This window comes from Mesorhizobium sp. M1A.F.Ca.IN.020.04.1.1 (genome assembly GCF_003997315.1).
Taxonomy (GTDB): Bacteria; Pseudomonadota; Alphaproteobacteria; order Rhizobiales; family Rhizobiaceae; genus Mesorhizobium.
On record NZ_RZSN01000132.1, the window covers coordinates 1 to 16903 of the forward strand.

16 protein-coding genes are annotated in these 16903 nt (G+C 65.0%); all 16 read left to right on the plus strand.

The genetic code is table 11. The features are described from left to right. Positions 1-963: glycerol-3-phosphate dehydrogenase (locus EOA49_RS22865; protein WP_127243362.1), on the plus strand; the 963-nt coding region annotated here is incomplete at its 5' end. Next, the gene (locus EOA49_RS22870) at positions 963-1895 is read left to right on the plus strand and encodes a TIM barrel protein (protein WP_067326983.1); all 933 of its coding nucleotides are present in this window, start codon (positions 963-965) and stop codon (positions 1893-1895) included. The genes EOA49_RS22865 and EOA49_RS22870, both read left to right, overlap by 1 nt. Positions 1896-1936: 41 nt before the next feature. Beyond that, on the plus strand, positions 1937-2899 hold the full coding sequence (locus EOA49_RS22875; protein WP_067326986.1) for a sugar-binding transcriptional regulator: 963 nt from the start codon (positions 1937-1939) through the stop codon (positions 2897-2899). Between the two features lie 7 nt (positions 2900-2906). Then, positions 2907-3674 (plus strand): triose-phosphate isomerase, encoded by a 768-nt coding sequence (locus tag EOA49_RS22880; RefSeq protein WP_127241390.1) that lies wholly within the window; start codon positions 2907-2909, stop codon positions 3672-3674. 11 nt (positions 3675-3685) lie between these two features. Next, positions 3686-4141 (plus strand): RpiB/LacA/LacB family sugar-phosphate isomerase, encoded by a 456-nt coding sequence (locus tag EOA49_RS22885; protein ID WP_067327218.1) that lies wholly within the window; start codon positions 3686-3688, stop codon positions 4139-4141. A 110-nt stretch (positions 4142-4251) separates the two neighbouring features. Further along, on the plus strand, positions 4252-5259 hold the full coding sequence (locus EOA49_RS22890; RefSeq protein ID WP_067325513.1) for a dihydroxyacetone kinase subunit DhaK: 1008 nt from the start codon (positions 4252-4254) through the stop codon (positions 5257-5259). 4 nt (positions 5260-5263) lie between these two features. After that, positions 5264-5872 carry a dihydroxyacetone kinase subunit DhaL gene (gene dhaL, locus EOA49_RS22895; RefSeq protein WP_067325515.1) on the plus strand — a complete coding sequence of 203 codons (609 nt, stop codon included), beginning with the start codon at positions 5264-5266 and terminating at the stop codon, positions 5870-5872. 408 nt (positions 5873-6280) lie between these two features. Then, on the plus strand, positions 6281-7303 hold the full coding sequence (locus EOA49_RS22900) for an ABC transporter substrate-binding protein (RefSeq protein ID WP_127243363.1): 1023 nt from the start codon (positions 6281-6283) through the stop codon (positions 7301-7303). Positions 7304-7376: 73 nt separating this feature from the next. Beyond that, positions 7377-9860, plus strand: a complete 2484-nt coding sequence (locus tag EOA49_RS22905) for an ATP-binding cassette domain-containing protein (protein ID WP_127243364.1) — start codon at positions 7377-7379, stop codon at positions 9858-9860. Next, positions 9857-10897: an ABC transporter permease gene (locus EOA49_RS22910; RefSeq protein ID WP_095832725.1), complete on the plus strand. Its 1041-nt coding sequence runs from the start codon at positions 9857-9859 to the stop codon at positions 10895-10897. Before EOA49_RS22905 ends, EOA49_RS22910 begins: the two co-directional genes overlap by 4 nt. A gap of 109 nt (positions 10898-11006) precedes the next feature. After that, positions 11007-11834, plus strand: a complete 828-nt coding sequence (locus tag EOA49_RS22915; protein ID WP_127242091.1) for a phosphogluconate dehydrogenase C-terminal domain-containing protein — start codon at positions 11007-11009, stop codon at positions 11832-11834. 243 nt (positions 11835-12077) lie between these two features. Next, complete coding sequence (locus tag EOA49_RS22920) at positions 12078-13019, plus strand: D-ribose ABC transporter substrate-binding protein (RefSeq protein WP_067325557.1); 942 nt, start codon at positions 12078-12080, stop codon at positions 13017-13019. Positions 13020-13100: 81 nt separating this feature from the next. Continuing rightward, positions 13101-13766, plus strand: a complete 666-nt coding sequence (locus EOA49_RS22925; RefSeq protein WP_067325529.1) for a DUF2291 family protein — start codon at positions 13101-13103, stop codon at positions 13764-13766. Beyond that, the gene (locus EOA49_RS22930; protein ID WP_127242024.1) at positions 13763-15307 is read left to right on the plus strand and encodes a sugar ABC transporter ATP-binding protein; all 1545 of its coding nucleotides are present in this window, start codon (positions 13763-13765) and stop codon (positions 15305-15307) included. Before EOA49_RS22925 ends, EOA49_RS22930 begins: the two co-directional genes overlap by 4 nt. Then, positions 15304-16368: an ABC transporter permease gene (locus EOA49_RS22935; RefSeq protein ID WP_127242025.1), complete on the plus strand. Its 1065-nt coding sequence runs from the start codon at positions 15304-15306 to the stop codon at positions 16366-16368. Before EOA49_RS22930 ends, EOA49_RS22935 begins: the two co-directional genes overlap by 4 nt. Before the next feature lie 2 nt (positions 16369-16370). Next, positions 16371-16903 (plus strand): Gfo/Idh/MocA family oxidoreductase (locus EOA49_RS22940; RefSeq protein ID WP_164749266.1); only part of this gene is annotated, 533 nt, incomplete at its 3' end.

Here is a 16903-nt window from a genome sequence, read left to right on the forward strand (position 1 = left end):
AACGGCGCCTGGACGGTAACGACGAAAAACGCGATGACCGGCGAAACGCGGCTCTTCCGCGCCCGCTGCCTCGTCAATGCCGCCGGCCCCTGGGTTTCGGACGTCATTGGCCGTGTCGCGGGATCGAACTCGTCGCGCAATGTGCGCCTGGTCAAAGGCAGCCACATCATCGTGCCGAAATTCTGGCAGGGCGCCAATGCCTATCTGGTACAGAACCACGACAAGCGCGTCATCTTCATCAACCCCTATGAGGGGGACAGGGCGCTGATCGGAACCACCGACATTGCCTATGACGGCCGCGCCGAGGACGTCAGGGCTGACGAGGCCGAGATCGACTACCTGCTTGCGGCGGTGAACCGCTACTTCAAGGAGAAGCTGCGGCGCCAGGACGTGCTCTACTCCTTCTCCGGCGTGCGGCCGCTGTTCGACGACGGCAAGGGCAACCCGTCCGCGGTGACGCGCGACTATGTCTTCGACCTCGACGAGAGCGGCGGCGCGCCGCTGCTCAACGTCTTCGGCGGCAAGATCACCACGTTCCGCGAACTGGCCGAGCGCGGCATGCACCGGCTGAAGCCTATTTTCCCGAAGATGGGCGGGGACTGGACCGAGACCGCGCCGCTGCCCGGCGGCGAAATCCCCAATGCCGACTACGAGACCTTCGCCAATGGCTTGCGCGAGGCCTATCCGTGGATGCCGCGCGATCTCGTCCATCACTATGGCCGGCTCTACGGCGCGCGCACGCGGGACCTCGTCAAGGACGCGGCCGGCCTCGACGGCCTTGGCCGTCATCACGGCGGCCTGCTCTACGAGGCGGAGGTGCGCTATCTCGTCGCCAGGGAATGGGCGCGCACGCCCGACGACATCCTGCTTCGGCGCACCAAGCACCATTTGCATCTCACCGAAGCCGAACGGCACGCCTTCGCCATGTGGTTCGAGGCCGAGCGCCTTGCCGAGGCTGCGTGATGGCGCTGACGCTTTCCCTGAACACCAACCCGCTGGTCAACCGCTTCGCCGATCCGGACGACCTCATCGAGACCGTCGCGCGCGACCTCAGGCTGCGCGACCTGCAGCTGACGCACGAGTTCATCAATCCGAGCTGGCCGGCGCCGGTGATCCGGCGCCTGACCCGGAAGATGGTCGCGGCCTTGCGGCGCACCGGCGTGCGCGTCACGAGCGGCATGACCGGCCCCTATGGCCGGCTCAACCATTTCGGCCATCCAGACAGCGATGTGCGCCGCTACTATGTCGACTGGTTCAAGACCTTCGCCGACATCACCGCCGATCTCGGCGGCGTCTCCATCGGCACCCAGTTCGCCATCTTCACCTTCAAGGACTATGACGACCCGGCCCGGCGCGAGGCGCTGATCCGGATCGCGGTCGACTGCTGGGCGGAGGTGGCCGAGCACGCCAAGGCAGCCGGGTTGCGTTACGTTTTCTGGGAGCCGATGAGCATCGGGCGCGAGTTCGGCCACACGATCGCCGACTGCCTGAAGCTGCAGGACAGGCTGACCAAAGCCGACATGGCCGTGCCGATGTGGATGATGGTCGACATCGACCATGGCGACGTGACCAGCGCCAATCCGGATGACTACGATCCCTATGCCTGGGCTCGCGCGGCGCCGAAGCTGTCGCCGATCATCCACATCAAGCAAAGCCTCATGGACAAGGGGGGGCACCGACCCTTCACCGCGGCGTTCAACGCCAGGGGCCGCATTCATCCCGAACCGCTGATGAAGGCTTTCGCCGAAGGTGGCGCCGCCGACAACGAGATCTGCCTGGAGCTGAGTTTCAAGGAGCGCGAGCCGGACGATCGGCAGGTCATCCCGCAGATTGCCGAAAGCATAGCCTTCTGGGCTCCCCATATCGACACGGGCGTGCAAAGCCTGAATGTCTGAGTCGGCTGAGAATGGCCCAAACGCACGATCAAGGACTGCAGATGCCGAAACGCCCAGGTCAACTGGATCCCGAAGGGTCGCTCGCGATCCGTGCCGCCTGGTTGCACTACGCCGGCGGGCTTACCCAGGCCGAGGTGGCGAAGCGACTGGGGTTGCCGTCGGTCAAGGCGCATCGGCTGATCGCCCGGGCTGTCGCCGACGGCGCGGTCAAGGTCTCGATCGACGGCGAGGTCGTCGAATGCGCATTGCTGGAGAACCAGCTCTGCGATCGCTTCGGGTTGGACTTCTGCGAGGTCGCGCCGGATCTGGGCGAGGATGACCTTCCGTTGCGGGCGCTGGGGCTTGCGGGCGCCGGTTTCCTGCGTCGCGAGATGGAGCGCGGCGAGGACAGGGTCATCGGTATCGGCCATGGCCGCACGTTGGCCGCCGCGGTGCATCAGCTGCCGCGCTTCGAGGCAGCCGGCGTCCGCTTCGTCTCGCTGCTCGGCGGCCTGACGCGCAATTACGCCGCCAATCCGCACGACGTCATGCATCGACTGGCCGAAAAGACCGGCGCGCAGGCCTACGTCATGCCGGTGCCCTTTTTTGCCAATTCCGCGGAAGACCGCGAAGTGCTGCTGGCGCAGCGCGGCGTGCGGGAAATCTTCGAGATGTCGAACCGGGCTACGCTGAAATTCGTCGGCATCGGCACGGCGGATGCGGGCGCCCAGCTCGTGGCGACCGGCATGATCGAGCCGCGCGAGATTGCCGAGATCACCGCCGTCGGTGGCGTCGGCGAAATGCTCGGCCACTTTTTCGATGCGCGCGGCCGGGTGCTGGAAACGACGCTCACCGCGCGCACGCTCGCCGTCGATCTGGACGGGTCGGCGGATAGCCGCATCATCGCGATCGCCGGCGGTCCGACAAAGGTCGAGGCGGTCCGCGCGGTGCTCAAAAGCGCGCGGCTGAAGGGGCTCATCACCGACGAGTCGACCGCCAGGGCGCTCGTGAGCGAAACGGAATGACCACCGCATGACACAGTCCAAGCACGTCTGGATCGGCACGAGTTGGAAGATGAACAAGACGCGTGGCGAGGCGCGCGCCTTCGCCGGTGGCCTGCTTGCCGACCCGCAAGGCGATCCGCGCATCCAGCGCTTCATCATCCCGCCCTTCACGGCGGCGCGAGAGGTCAAGGCGATGCTGAAGGATACGTCGGTCAAGGTCGGAGCCCAGAACATGCATTGGGCCGATGACGGCGCGTGGACGGGCGAGATTTCGCCGCTGATGCTGAAGGATTGTGACCTCGATATCGTCGAGCTTGGCCATTCCGAGCGCCGCGAGCACTTTGGCGAGACCGACGAAACCGTCGGCCTCAAGACCGAAGCCGCTGTGCGCCACGGCCTCATTCCGCTGATCTGCATCGGCGAGACGTTTGCCGAGCGCGAGGCCGGCCGCGCCCGCGACGTCCTCGACCGGCAGGTGCGCGGCGCTTTGTCGAAGCTTTCGGCTGCGCAGAAGGGCGCGCCGATCCTGTTCGCCTACGAGCCGGTCTGGGCCATCGGCGTCAACGGCATTCCGGCGACCTCGGACTATGCCGAGGCCCGCCAGGCGGAGATCACCGCGGCTGTTCAAGAGGTGCTCGGTCGCCGCGTCCCTTGCCTCTATGGCGGTTCGGTCAACCCCGACAATTGCGCCGAACTCATCGCATGCCCGCATATCGACGGGTTGTTCATCGGACGCGCCGCATGGGCTGTCGAAGGCTATCTCGACATCCTGTCCAGATGCGCCGCCAAACTCTGAAGGAGACGATCATGAAGCTCGCGGTAGCAGGCGACAGCGCTGGCGAAGGCCTGGCAAAAATCCTCGCCGATCACCTGAAGGATAGGCACGAGGTGTCGGAAGTGTCGCGCACCGAGGCCGGTCCCGACCCGTTCTACGCCAATCTGTCGGACCGGGTGGCGAGCGACCTGCTGGCCGGCAAATATGACCGCGCCATCCTGATCTGCGGCACCGGGATCGGCGTCTGCATCTCGGCCAACAAGGTGCCGGGCATTCGTGCGGCACTCACCCATGACACCTACTCGGCCGAGCGGGCCGCGCTGTCGAACAACGCCCAGATCATCACCATGGGCGCGCGGGTAATCGGGCCCGAGCTGGCGAAGTCGATCGCGGATGCCTTTCTGAAGGAGACGTTCGATCCAAAGGGGCGGTCGGCCGGCAATGTCGCCGCCATCGATCAGGTCGACGCCAAGTACAACGCGCGCTGACCTTTCGACACTTGCGCGTTGGCGGCCTCGGCTGGACCAGAAGAAGACCGTTTCCTCACAACCGCGAAACGCTCTAGTCTCTTGGCCGAGGGCGATGGAGGGAAATGCGAATGAGCGTGACGCAGAAGCTGATCAATGACGGCAATGCGGCGGTCGACGAAATGCTGGCCGGCATCATAGCTGCGCATCCCGACCATCTCTGGCGCCCCGAGAACGCTCCACGCGCGGTCATCGCCAGACATGGTCCGCGACCCGGTAAGGTGGCGCTGGTCATCGGCGGCGGCTCAGGCCATGAGCCGACCTTTCTGGGCTATGTCGGCAAGGGTCTGGCGGATGCCGCCGCCATCGGCAACGTCTTCGCCTCGCCCCCTCCCCAGCCGGCGGTCGACGCAGCGATGGCCGCGAGTGGCGACGCCGGTGTCCTGTTCATGTATGGCAACTATGCCGGCGACGTGATGAACTTCGACATGGCCGCCGAGCTGCTGGAGATGGAGGGCATTGAGGCGCGCACGGTGCTGACCACAGACGACATCGCGTCGGCGCCGCGCGACCAAAGGCAAAAGCGCCGCGGCGTGGCCGGCAACGTGTTCATCTTCAAGGCCGCGGGCGCGGCCGCCGACATGATGATGCCGCTGGACGAGGTGGAGCGGGTCGCCCGTCGCGCCAACGACCGCACCTTCACCATGGGCGTGGCTCTGTCGTCCTGTTCGCTGCCGCAGACACGAAAGCCAAGCTTCGATCTCCCTGTCGGCGAGATGGAGATCGGCATGGGCATCCATGGCGAGCCGGGCGTGCGGCGCGGGCCATTGCGTTCGGCCAACGATGTCGCCGATGAAATCATGGACGCCATCCTTGCGGAAATGAAGGCGCCGGCCGGCGATCGTGTCGCGGTGCTGGTCAACTCGCTCGGCGCGACGCCGCTAATGGAGCTCTACATCCTGAACGCCAGGATCGCGGAGCGCCTGAAGGCTGCCGGGCTGGTCGTCCATAAGACGCTTGTCGGCCCGTACTGCACGTCCCTCGACATGGCCGGCGCCTCGATTACCATTATGCATCTCGATGACGAATTGCAGCGCATGATTGACCATCCCTGTGACTGCGCCATGTTTCGGAGTTGAGCGAATGGAGTTTACGACGGGGGACTTGAAGGCCCTTTTCGACGCTTTCTCGGCGCGGATGGCGGCCGAGCGTGACAGGCTCTGCGCGCTTGATGGGGTCATCGGCGACGCAGACCACGGCATCGCCATGGAACAGGGCATGAAGGCCGCGGCCGATTCAGCCCAGGCCGCCGAGGGCACGCTGCAGGATGTGTTCAATGCCGCCGCCAAAGGTTTTCTCAACGCGGTCGGCGCCTCCTCCGGACCACTCTACGCGACCGCCCTGCTGCGCGCCGGTAAGGCTGCTGGTCCGCGGGCATCGATGCCGAGCGGCGAGTTGCGGGCCGTCATTGCGGCAATGCGCGACGGCATTGTCCAGCGCGGCAAGGCGGAACCTGGCCAGAAGACGATGCTCGATGCCTGGGCTCCCGCCGCTGACGTAGCGGTCAGCGGCCAGAAAACCGATGCCATAGCCGCTGCTGCCCGCCGAGGCGCGGAAGCGACACGCGACATGATCGCAACCGTCGGCCGCGCCGCGCGTCTCGGCGAACGCTCGCTGGGCCATCCGGATCCCGGCGCTGTCTCGGCGGCGATGCTGGTGGAGGAAATCTGCAACGCGATGAAGACCGCTTGAGCCGAGCCATGGCTTGCCGGTAGCCGGAACGGTCCAGGTGCCGAGCGCAAACGCCTCCTAGTGCCGATGGGGGTGCGGCGGACCGGGCGATCTCGCCGCGGAAGCTTGGCCGCTGAGGCGGCTCCGGCGATCTTCTGGATGAGCACGGTGCCGGCCCCGGGCAGGCCCTTCCTGAGCATCGGATCGACCGCGAAGCAGACGCGCCATACGCTTCGTCACCTCGGCTGAAGGCTGTTCTGGGCGCCTCGCGCCTGGTGCGACCGGTCGAGCTTGGCCTCTTCACATCGGATGGCTTCAATACTGGCTTGCCTATTTGGTATGCTGGTATAATGTGTACCTGACATAGCGTGATCATCTGGCGCTATGCTGAGGCTGCCAAGCCAGTCGTTTCGTTGGGAGGAGAATGACATGAGAATTTCGATTGTTGCGGCGCTCGCCGGCGTCGCACTGGCAAGTGCTGCTGCGCTGCCGGCAATGGCGTCTCCGGACGCGCCGGTCATCGCGCTGGCCAATGCCTATTACGGCAATACCTGGCGTCACCAGATGGTGGAGGCTTTCGAGGCATCGGCCAAGGAGGCCAAGGCCGCTGGACAGATCGCCGACTACATCGTCATGAACGGCGACGGCTCGGTCGCGCAGCAGAATAGCCAGATCGCCGAACTGATCCTAAAGAAGGTCGACGTGCTCGCCGTCGACGCCGCCTCGGAGACCGCGGTTAACGGTGTCATCGAAAAGGCCTGCAAGGCCGGCATCATCGTCATCTCTTTCGACTCGGTCGCTTCGGCGCCTTGCAACTACCAGCTCAATTTCGACTTCAAGGGTTACAAGGCTGCCCAGGCGGAAGCCGTGTTCAAGATGCTCGGCGGCAAGGGTAACGTCATCCAGGTGCGCGGCGTGAAGGGTTCGGCGCCCGACAACGACATGTTCAACGCGCAGCAGTCGGTGCTGGCGAAATACCCGGATATCAAGGTGGTCGCGACCGTCTACGGCCAGGCCACGGCCTCGGTGGCGCAAGCGGCGATCGCCAACGTGTTGCCCTCGGTGCCGCACGTCGACGCCGTGCTCGGCCAGGGCGGTAGCGACGATGTCGGCATCGCCCAGGCCTTCGTCCAGTATGGCGGCGACTACAAGGACAAGATGCCGGTCATCGAAGGCGGCGGCGGCACCGACTTCGTCAAATGGTGGGCCGAGGAGAATGCCAAGAACGGCTACCAGACCGTATCGATGAACACCACGCCCGGTATCGGCGGCGCCGCCTTCTGGCTCGGCCTGTCGCTGCTCAAGGGCGCCAAGGCGCCCAAGCTGATGATCATGCCGGTGGCGACCGTCGACGCCGGCAACCTGAAGGACTACGCCAAGATGCCGGGCGGCCAAATCATCAGCCCGAGCTATTCGCTGGATTGGGTCAAGCAGAACCTGCTCAGCAAGTAAGGCAACCAGTCCAGGGATCGGGCGTCGCCTACGGCCGCGCCCGATCCTCGCTTTGCGAAGAACCGGAGGACGAATGTCCCAGCTTGCCGTTGCCGCTCAGGACAGCGCCGCAACCGCGGTGCCTGCTGCGTCTGCCCGGCCAGCCGTCGTCGCGCTCAGCGGGATCACCAAGAGTTTCGGGCCGACGCTCGCCAACGCGGGGATCGATCTTTCGGTCGGCGCCGGCGACGTGATCGGGCTGGTCGGCGGCAATGGCGCCGGCAAATCGACGTTGATGCGCATCCTGTGCGGTGCAATGTGGCCGACGCTCGGCTCGATTTCCTTTGCCGGTGGAGAAATGGCTTTCGCCGATTACGACACCGGCGAAGCGCAGCGGCGTGGTATCCGCATGGTGCACCAGGAGCTGTCGCTCTGCGCCAACCTGTCCGTCGCCGAGAACTTTTTCCTGGAAACACCGGGCGATTCCGCAAGCCGGCCGGGCTGGCGCGCGCTCTACCGCGCCCGTGCCCGCGCGGCGCTGGATGCCGTCTTTCCCGGCAACGGCATCGACGCCGACGCCGAGGTCGGCCACCTCACCATCGCCGAACGGCAGATGGTGGAGATCGCGCGCGCTGCGGCGACGCCGGGCGTCAACCTGATCGTGCTCGACGAGCCGACATCCTCGCTTGATCTCGACCGATCGAAGCAGCTCAGGGCCTTCATTCGCGAGCGGGCGAAAGCCGGGCTCGCCTTCATCTTCATCAGTCACAAGCTGCAGGAAATCATCGACATCGCCACCGAAGTCGTGGTGCTGCGCAACGGCCGCACCGCTTGGCAGGGCCATGCCGCGGACGCTTCGATCGGCAAGCTGGTGCAATTGATGGGCGGCAATGCCGACCCGGTCCACCAGCACGCCGTCGCGGGCGCATCCTCCCAGGACGTGCTGGTGCGGCTCTCCGGGCCGCTGACAGCCGAGCTCGGCCATGGCATCGACATCGTGCGCGGCGAGATCGTCGGGCTTGCCGGTCTCGAAGGCAGCGGGCAAAAGGAATTGCTGCACGCGATCTTCAAGCCCGACCGAAAGCAGCATGCGGGCGTCTCCAGGGGGGCGGAGGCAGGCTTCATCGCCGGCGACCGGCAGAAGGAAGGCGTGTTCCCGCTGTGGAGCGTGCTCGGCAACATCAGCATCGGCGCGCTTGCCCGCCGCCCGGCGCTAGCTGTCGTTTCCGACCGAGCCAACCGAGACACCGCTTCACGTGCGGCAAGCCGCCTGCGGCTGGACGAGAAGCGCTTTCAGTCCAGCATCACCGAGCTCAGCGGCGGCAACCAGCAGAAGGCGTTGGTGGCGCGGGCACTGGTCGCCGACACGCCGGTCATCCTGCTCGACGATCCGACGCGCGGCGTCGACATCGCCACCAAGCAGGATTTCTACCGGCTCGGCAACGAGGTCGCGCGCGGCGGCCGCGCGCTGATCTGGCACACGACCGAAGACGCCGAGCTGCTCGCCTGCGACCGCGTGCTGGTCTTTTCCGGCGGGCGGATCGTCGAGGAACTGGCAGGCGAGGCGATCACCGAGCAGGCGATCGTCGGCGCCTCCTTCGAGCAATCGGCGGACCGGCAGGCGAGCGCCGCGAAGGACCGGACCGCTATGGCGAGGCTCGGGCGCCGGCTGGTCAATTCGGCGCCGTTCATCGGGCTTGCCGCCGTGCTCGCTATCATGATCGCGATCAATCCCGCGGTCGCCTCGGCTTTCGGGCTCGACCTTTTGTTGATGCCGGCGCTGTCGCTGGTGCTGGTGACGGCAGCGCAGATGTTCATCGTCGGCGGCAGCGAGATCGACCTCGGCGTCGGCGCCTTCGCAGGCCTGGTTAGCGTGCTCAGCGCGACGCTGCTCTACGACCAGCCCTGGCTCGGCGCGCTGGCGCTGGTGGCAGCGCTTTCCGCCTATGCGGGGCTTGGCGGCATCATCCAGGCGCGCAAAATCCCGGCGATCGTGGTCACGCTCGGCGCGTCCTTCATCTGGGTCGGCATCGGCTATGCTCTGCAGCCGACGCCGGGTGGTGCCAGTCCCGAGTGGCTGTCGAAGCTGTTCGGCTGGTCGATCGGATTTATGCCGACGTCGATCATCTTGATCGCCGCTGTGGCTCTGATCGTGCTCGTCATCGACCGGCTGCCGCTCGGCGTGGTGTTGCGTGGCTTCGGCAACAATCCGGCGGCGATGATCCGCTCGGGATGGTCGCCGACGCGCTACGCGCTGGTGCGCTATCTAATCGCCGGCTTGTTTGCAGGCGCCGCGGGCCTGTCGCTGACGGCCATCAACACGGCGAGCGACATCAATTCCGGCAATTCCTATACCTTGCTCAGCGTTGCCGCCGTGGTGATGGGCGGCTGCTCGCTGCTCGGCGGCACCATCTCGCCGATCGGCGCCGTCGCCGGTGCGGTGACGCTGTCGCTCATCGGCGCGCTGCTCGGCACGCTCAGCGTCAGCAGCGACTACAACGCCGCCACGCAAGGGTTGATCCTGATCGCGCTGCTGACGTTGCGCAGCCTGACCGCCGACCGCAGGAGCGAGCCATGAGCGCATTCGCCGGCTTCGGCATCTGGGCGCAACGGAACCGTTGGATCTGGTCGGCGATCGGCGTGCTTATTTTGTGGCTGGTGCTGTCCGTCGTCACCAACCGATTCAGCCTGTCCAGCCTGTCCGGCGTCATTCTGTCGGCATCCTTCCTGACGGTCGTCGGCATCGGCCAGATGTTCGTGGTGACGACCGGGCGCGGCAATATCGATCTGTCGGTCGCCTCCGTGATCACGCTCAGTGCCTTCGTCGCGCTGCTGACCATCAAGGGCCAGGACGCCAACCTTGCCATCGGCGTGCTCGCCGCCATCCTGCTCGGCCTTGCGGTCGGGGCGCTCAATTCGCTGCTCGTTGTCGGTCTCGGCATTCCGGCCATCATCGCGACGTTGGCGACCGGCTATGTGTTGGCGACGGCGACGCTGCTGTCGAACAAGGCGATACCGGGCTTCGCCGTCAGCCCGGCGCTGAAGGAACTGGCGACCGGGCGCATTTCGGGCGTGCCGATCATGGCGATCATCGCCATCCTCGGCGTAGCGGCGACTGCCTTCGTGCTGCGCTACACCGTCTTCGGGCAATTGCTCTCGGCGGTCGGCCAGAACCGCGCCGCGGCACGGCTCGCCGGCATCCGCAACGGGCGCGTGATCGCGTCGGCCTTCATCATCTCGTCGGTGCTGGCTTCGCTAGACGGGCTGCTGCTCGGCGCCTATATCGGCGGCGCATTCCTCGAAATGGGCCAGCCCTATCTCCTGCAGTCGATCGCCGCCGTGGTGCTTGGCGGAACGCTGATCTTCGGCGGCTCGGCGACCGCGCTCGGCACACTCTTCGCCAGCATCCTGCTCGTCCTCATCGTCACCACCATGCAGATCATCGGCCTTCCTCCGGGCGCGCAGGACATCGTGCAGGGCGTTGTCGTCATCTTCGTTCTGGCGCTGGCCGGACGTCAGGCGCAGGCGCGGCGCGCGTTTGTCGAAATTGCAGACGGCGACGATGATGCAACGGCCGACGCGGAAGCGAGCGCGGCAACGGCCCACCCGAAGTGAGGGAGCGACAAATCAGCGATTTCTCTTGCCAATTTGGTAGAGTGATTATACCAGTATACAATGTGACGATCTCCATTGGCCGTCGTCTCGAACATCAGGAGCAGGTTAGATGACAACGATTGCGCTGTTCGGTGCGGGCGGCAAAATGGGCTACCGGCTGTCGACCAATTTTCGCGCTTCCCCCTATGCGATCCGTCACGTCGAGATCAGCGAGGCGGGCAAGGAGCGGCTGAAAAGCGGTCTTGGCATCGACACGCTCAGCGTCGACGAGGCGCTCGCGGGCGCCGAAGTCGTGATCCTGGCGGTTCCCGACACGCATATCGGCAAGGTCGCGGCGAGCATCGAAAGCAAGCTGGCGCCGGGGACGATGGTGATCGTGCTCGACGCCGCGGCGCCTTTTGCCGGCCATCTGCCCAAGCGCCCCGACCTTACCTACTTCGTCACGCATCCCTGCCATCCGCCGATCTTCAACGACGAAACCGACATGGCGGCCAAGAAGGACTTCTTCGGCGGCGTCAAGGCCAAGCAGCATTTCGTCAGCGCCCTTATGCAGGGCCCGGAGGAGGACTATGCCAAGGGTGAGGAAATCGCCCGCATCATCTGGGCGCCGGTGATGCGCTCGCACCGCGTGACCGTCGAGCAGATGGCCCTGCTCGAACCTGGTCTTTCTGAGACTGTCTGCGCGTCGCTGCTCGTCGTCATGAAGGAAGCCCTCGATGAGGTTGTGGCGCGGGGCGTCGACCGGCAGGCGGCGCTCGACTTCCTGCTCGGCCACATGAACGTGCTCGGCGCCGTCATTTTCGGCGAAACCAAGGGCGTGTTCTCGGACGCCTGCAACAAGGCGATCGAATTCGGCAAGCCGGTGCTGATGCGTGACGATTGGAAGCGCGTCTTCGAGCCGGATGAGATTGCCGCCAGCATCCAGCGTATCACGTGAGATCGCCGCTTATCATATACACATCACCTTAATTAGTGATTGACTCATCATACCAGTTAGCTTTAGCTGTTCAGGCTCGGATCGCTGGACGAGCGAAGGAGGATGGCGGGGAGCGACAGCCAGGCCCGCTTCGGGCGAAAGCAGCCAAAGGCTTTCAAAATCCGAGCGGCGCAGCCTGCACCGCCGGACGAATTCAGACAAATGGCCTCGGTCTCCGAGGCAGGTTTTCAATGGGAGGACTTCATGAAGCTTACTCGAAGAATGACGCTTGCGGCTTTCGCCGGCATGCTCGCACTCGGCACCGCGATGCCTGCTTATGCGGCGGACCTGATTGCCATCATCACGCCCTCGCACGACAATCCGTTCTTCAAGGCGGAAGCGGTGGGCGCCGAAGCCAAGGCCAAGGAGCTCGGCTACGACACCTTGGTGCTGGTGCATGATGACGACGCCAACAAGCAGTCGGAACTGATCGACACGGCGATCGGCCGCGGCGCCAAGGCCATCATCCTCGACAATGCCGGCGCCGACGCCACCGTCGCCGCCGTGCAGAAGGCCAAGGACGCCGGCGTTCCCTCGTTCCTGATCGACCGCGAGATCAACGCCACCGGTGTCGCCGTGGCGCAGATCGTCTCCAACAATTACCAGGGCGCCCAGCTTGGCGCGCAGGAATTCGTCAAGCTGATGGGCGAGAAGGGCAATTACGTCGAGCTGGTCGGCAAGGAATCCGACACCAATGCCGGCATCCGCTCCAAGGGCTATCACGACGTCATCGACGACTATCCGGACCTGAAGATGGTCGCGCAGCAGTCGGCCAATTGGAGCCAGACCGAAGCCTATTCCAAGATGGAATCGATCCTGCAGGCCAACCCCGACATCAAGGGCGTTATTTCGGGCAACGACACGATGGCGATGGGCGCCTACGCGGCATTGGCCGCCGCCGGCCGCAAGGATGTAATCGTCGTCGGCTTCGACGGCTCGAATGACGTGCGCGACTCCATCACCTCCGGCGGCATCAAGGCGACGGTGCTGCAGCCGGCCTACGCTCAGGCGCAGATGGCGGTCGAGCAGGCCAACGAGTACATCAAAAACAAGAAGTCGCCCGAGAAGGAAAAGCAGCTGATGGACTGCGTCCTCATCAACGGCGACAATGCTCCCAAGCTGGAGACCTTCGCGCTCAAGAACTGAGCCGGCGCGATGCACACTGCGAGGGGCGAACGCACGTTCGCCCCTCGCCTCCATTTCACTTTCCGGGTGCCCTTGATTGTCATGACCAAGCCGACTTGTCCGACCAGGCAGACTTGGCTGATCCTCGCGATAACCGCCGGCATCGGCCTCAGCGCCTGCAAGATCCTGCCGACACAGTCGGCGCAGGGCGGCGACAGCGCCAACAGCTCGGCCTTCAATCCGGATAGAATGGTCGAGGAAATCTGGGCCTCGAAGGTCATCCCCTACCTGCAGCAGAAGGCTGGACCGTTCGCCGAGGTCCATGCGCTAGCGAAGACCGATCCCGCCGCTGCCGGCGCAAAGTACGGCAATCCTAAGAAGCAGGCGAATTCGCCATGGACCTTCGCGGTGCGCGTCGAAGGCAAGATCGTTGCCGCCAACACGCAGTCGCGCGCGGCCACCGTCGACGTCGACGTCGACGGCGACGGCAAGGCGGATGCGCGGGTGCAGATCGGGCCGGCCATGCGTGGAACCGCCATTCGCGACAGCCTGGATTTCGTGCAGTTCAACGACTTCACCAACCAGATCGACTTCGCCCAGTTCGGCAAAGCCTTCAATGCCTATGCCGGCAAGACGGTGCTGTCCAAGCTGCCGCGTGACGGGCTGGAGGGCCGGACCGCGAAGGTGCTCGGCGCCTACACCATCGAGGGCGGCCAGGACCTGCCGCTGGTGACACCGGCGGAGGCCGAGATCGGGCCGAAGCCATGAGCCCCGCGCCCGGTCACGACGTCATCTTGAAGCTGGAGGACATCTCCAAGGTCTATGCCGGCACGGTGGCGGTCAAGCACGCGAATTTCGAGGTGCGCAAAGGCGCGGTCAACGTGCTGGTCGGAGAGAACGGTGCCGGCAAGTCGACGCTGATGAAGATCATCGCCGGCGTCGAAAGGCCGACCGCCGGCCGCATCCTGCTCGACGGCAACGAAGTTTCGTTCTCGTCCTCCGGCGACGCCGTCAGCCGCGGCATCGGCATGGTGTTCCAGGAGCTCAACCTGTTCGGCAATCTGTCGGTCGCCGAAAACATCTTTGCCACGCGTGAGCTGACCAACGCCCTCCGCAAGATCGACCACAGGGAGCAGGAACGGCGGGCCGCCGAATTCCTCGAACAGCTCGAAGCCGGCATAAGGCCAGACATGCTGGTCGAGGATTTGCGCATCGGCCAGCAGCAGCTGGTCGAGATCGCGAAGGCGGTCTCGCTCGACGCGCGCATCCTGATCATGGACGAGCCGACCTCGGCTCTGAGCGCGGCGGAAGTCGAGATCCTGTTCAACGTGATCGCCGACCTCAAGGCGCGTGGCGTCGCCATCGTCTACATCTCGCACCGGCTGGAAGAACTGATCCGCATCGGCGATTACATCACCGTGCTGCGCGACGGCCGCATCACCGGCCAGGAGGAGATGAAGAACGTTGATACACAGTGGATCGTACGGCAGATGATCGGCTCGGACGCCAAGGATTTCGCCAAGGCCGACGGCCATCAACCGGGCGAAGAAATATTCCGCGCCGAGGAGATCTGCCTGCCGCGCGTCACCGGCGGACTTGCGGTCGACCATGTGTCGCTCTCCTTACGCGCCGGCGAGATCCTCGGCATCTACGGCTTGATGGGCGCCGGACGCAGCGAGTTGTTCGACTGCATCATGGGCCGCCACGGCCAGGCGAGCGGCAGGATCTTCATCGACGGACACCCGGTCAAGGAGCGCGACACGACGCGACGCATCCAGCGTGGTCTGGCGTTGATCCCGGAAGACCGCCAGCGCGAGGGCCTCGTGTCGATCCTCTCCGTCGCCAGCAACCTGACGATGGCCAGCCTGTCGCGCTTCGTCAGCCTGTTCCATATCCGCGGCGGCGCCGAGCGGCAGGCGGTCACGCAGATGGTTCGCGAGCTGGCGATCAAGGTCGCCGATCCGGCGCAGGAAGTGTCGTCGCTGTCGGGCGGCAACCAACAGAAGGTGGTGATCGGCAAGGCGCTGCTCACCGGGCCGAAAGTGCTTTTGATGGACGAGCCCAGCCGCGGCATCGATGTCGGCGCCAAGGCCGACGTCTTCCGCACCATGCGCAAGCTGTCGCGCGATGGGCTGGGCATCCTCTTTGCCACCTCCGACCTCGACGAGGTGATGGCGCTGTCTGACCGGATCGCGGTGATGAGCAACGGAAAATTGACGGGCATGTTCGATCGCGCCGAGGCGACGGAGGCGGCCATCGTCGCCGCTTCGGCGCTTGGCCACGGACCCGTGCATGGAGACTCCCGATGACCGACATTCCAGCCAAGGCTGCCGCGCCATCCGCATCCAGCGGTTCCGTGCTGCTGACGCTGATGAAGCTCCGCACCTTCATCGCGCTGATTGCGGTGCTGGTGTTCTTCTCGATCGCGGCGCCGAATTTCCTCTCGGCCGCCAATCTGATCCTGATGGCCAAGCATGTGGCCCTCAACGCCTTCCTGGCCATGGGGATGACTTTCGTCATCATCACCGGCGGCATCGACCTGTCGGTCGGCTCGATCGTCGGCCTGTGCGGCATGGTCGCCGGCTATCTGGTGCTCAACGGCATCGATCTGCAGATCGGCTATACCGTCTATTTCAACGTCGTCGAGATTGCCTTCATCACGCTGGTGGTCGGCATACTGATCGGCGCCGTCAACGGCTTGCTGATCACCAGGCTGAACGTCGCGCCTTTCATCGCCACGCTCGGCACGCTCTATGTCGCGCGCGGCTTTGCGCTTTTGTCGTCGGACGGCCGCACATTCCCCAACCTCGTCGGCAAACCTGAGCTCGGCACCACCGGTTTCGGCTATCTCGGCGCCGGCAAGCTGCTCGGCCTGCCGGTCTCGATCTGGATCCTGGTCGTGGTGGCGCTGGGCGCGGCCTATCTCGCGCGTTACACGCCGCTCGGCCGCCATATCTTCGCGGTCGGCGGCAACGAGCGCGCGGCGCGGATCTCGGGCGTGCGCGTCAACATGGTGAAGATGTTCGTCTACATGTTCTCCGGCTTCTGCGCGGCGATAGTCGGCCTCATCATCTCGTCGGAGCTGATGGCGTCGCATCCGGCGACGGGCGAGAGCTTCGAGTTGAATGCAATTGCTGCCGCCGTGCTCGGCGGCACGTCGATGTCGGGCGGCCGCGGCACGATTGGCGGTACCATCGTCGGCGCCTTCGTCATCGGCATCCTCTCCGACGGGCTGGTGATGATGGGGGTGAGCTCATTCTGGCAGATGGTGATCAAGGGCCTCGTCATCATCGTCGCGGTCGTCGTCGACCAGGCGCAGCGTCGTCTGCAGAGCCGCGTGACGTTGATGCAGATGGCGAAGGTGGGCTGACCATGGCGGCATTGCGCGGAGCGCTGATCGGCTGCGGCTTCTTCGCCGTCAACCAGATGCATGGCTGGCGCGACATCGATGGCGCTTCGATCGTCGCCATCTGCGACCGCGATCCGGAGCGGCTCAGGATCGTCGGCGACGAGTTCGGCATCGAGCGGCGTTACCGCGATGCGGTCGAAATGTTTGCCGCTGAGACGCTGGACTTCGTCGACATCGCCACCACCGTCGGCAGCCATCGACCACTGGTCGAGATCGCCGCTGCCAACCGTGTCCCGGTGATCTGCCAGAAGCCGTTCGCGCCAACGCTTGCCGACGCCAAGGTCATGGTGAAGGCCTGCGCCGACGCCGGCGTGCCGCTGATGGTGCACGAGAACTTCCGCTGGCAGTCGCCGATCCAGGCAGTCCGCGCCCTGCTCGACAGCGGTGAGATCGGCAGGCCCTTCTTCGGCCGCATCTCGTTCCGCTCGGCCTATGACGTGTTTTCCGGCCAGCCCTACCTTGCGACAGGCAAGCGCTTCATCATCGAGGATCTCGG

Bases quoted from the DNA above. Each gene is read 5' to 3' on its own strand.
- EOA49_RS22870 (WP_067326983.1), top strand. From the start codon at position 963: ATGGCGCTGACGCTTTCCCTGAACACCAACCCGCTGGTCAACCGCTTC.
- EOA49_RS22875 (WP_067326986.1), top strand. From the start codon at position 1,937: ATGCCGAAACGCCCAGGTCAACTGGATCCCGAAGGGTCGCTCGCGATC.
- EOA49_RS22880 (WP_127241390.1), top strand. From the start codon at position 2,907: ATGACACAGTCCAAGCACGTCTGGATCGGCACGAGTTGGAAGATGAAC.
- EOA49_RS22885 (WP_067327218.1), top strand. From the start codon at position 3,686: ATGAAGCTCGCGGTAGCAGGCGACAGCGCTGGCGAAGGCCTGGCAAAA.
- EOA49_RS22890 (WP_067325513.1), top strand. From the start codon at position 4,252: ATGAGCGTGACGCAGAAGCTGATCAATGACGGCAATGCGGCGGTCGAC.
- dhaL (WP_067325515.1), top strand. From the start codon at position 5,264: ATGGAGTTTACGACGGGGGACTTGAAGGCCCTTTTCGACGCTTTCTCG.
- EOA49_RS22900 (WP_127243363.1), top strand. From the start codon at position 6,281: ATGAGAATTTCGATTGTTGCGGCGCTCGCCGGCGTCGCACTGGCAAGT.
- EOA49_RS22905 (WP_127243364.1), top strand. From the start codon at position 7,377: ATGTCCCAGCTTGCCGTTGCCGCTCAGGACAGCGCCGCAACCGCGGTG.
- EOA49_RS22910 (WP_095832725.1), top strand. From the start codon at position 9,857: ATGAGCGCATTCGCCGGCTTCGGCATCTGGGCGCAACGGAACCGTTGG.
- EOA49_RS22915 (WP_127242091.1), top strand. From the start codon at position 11,007: ATGACAACGATTGCGCTGTTCGGTGCGGGCGGCAAAATGGGCTACCGG.
- EOA49_RS22920 (WP_067325557.1), top strand. From the start codon at position 12,078: ATGAAGCTTACTCGAAGAATGACGCTTGCGGCTTTCGCCGGCATGCTC.
- EOA49_RS22925 (WP_067325529.1), top strand. From the start codon at position 13,101: ATGACCAAGCCGACTTGTCCGACCAGGCAGACTTGGCTGATCCTCGCG.
- EOA49_RS22930 (WP_127242024.1), top strand. From the start codon at position 13,763: ATGAGCCCCGCGCCCGGTCACGACGTCATCTTGAAGCTGGAGGACATC.
- EOA49_RS22935 (WP_127242025.1), top strand. From the start codon at position 15,304: ATGACCGACATTCCAGCCAAGGCTGCCGCGCCATCCGCATCCAGCGGT.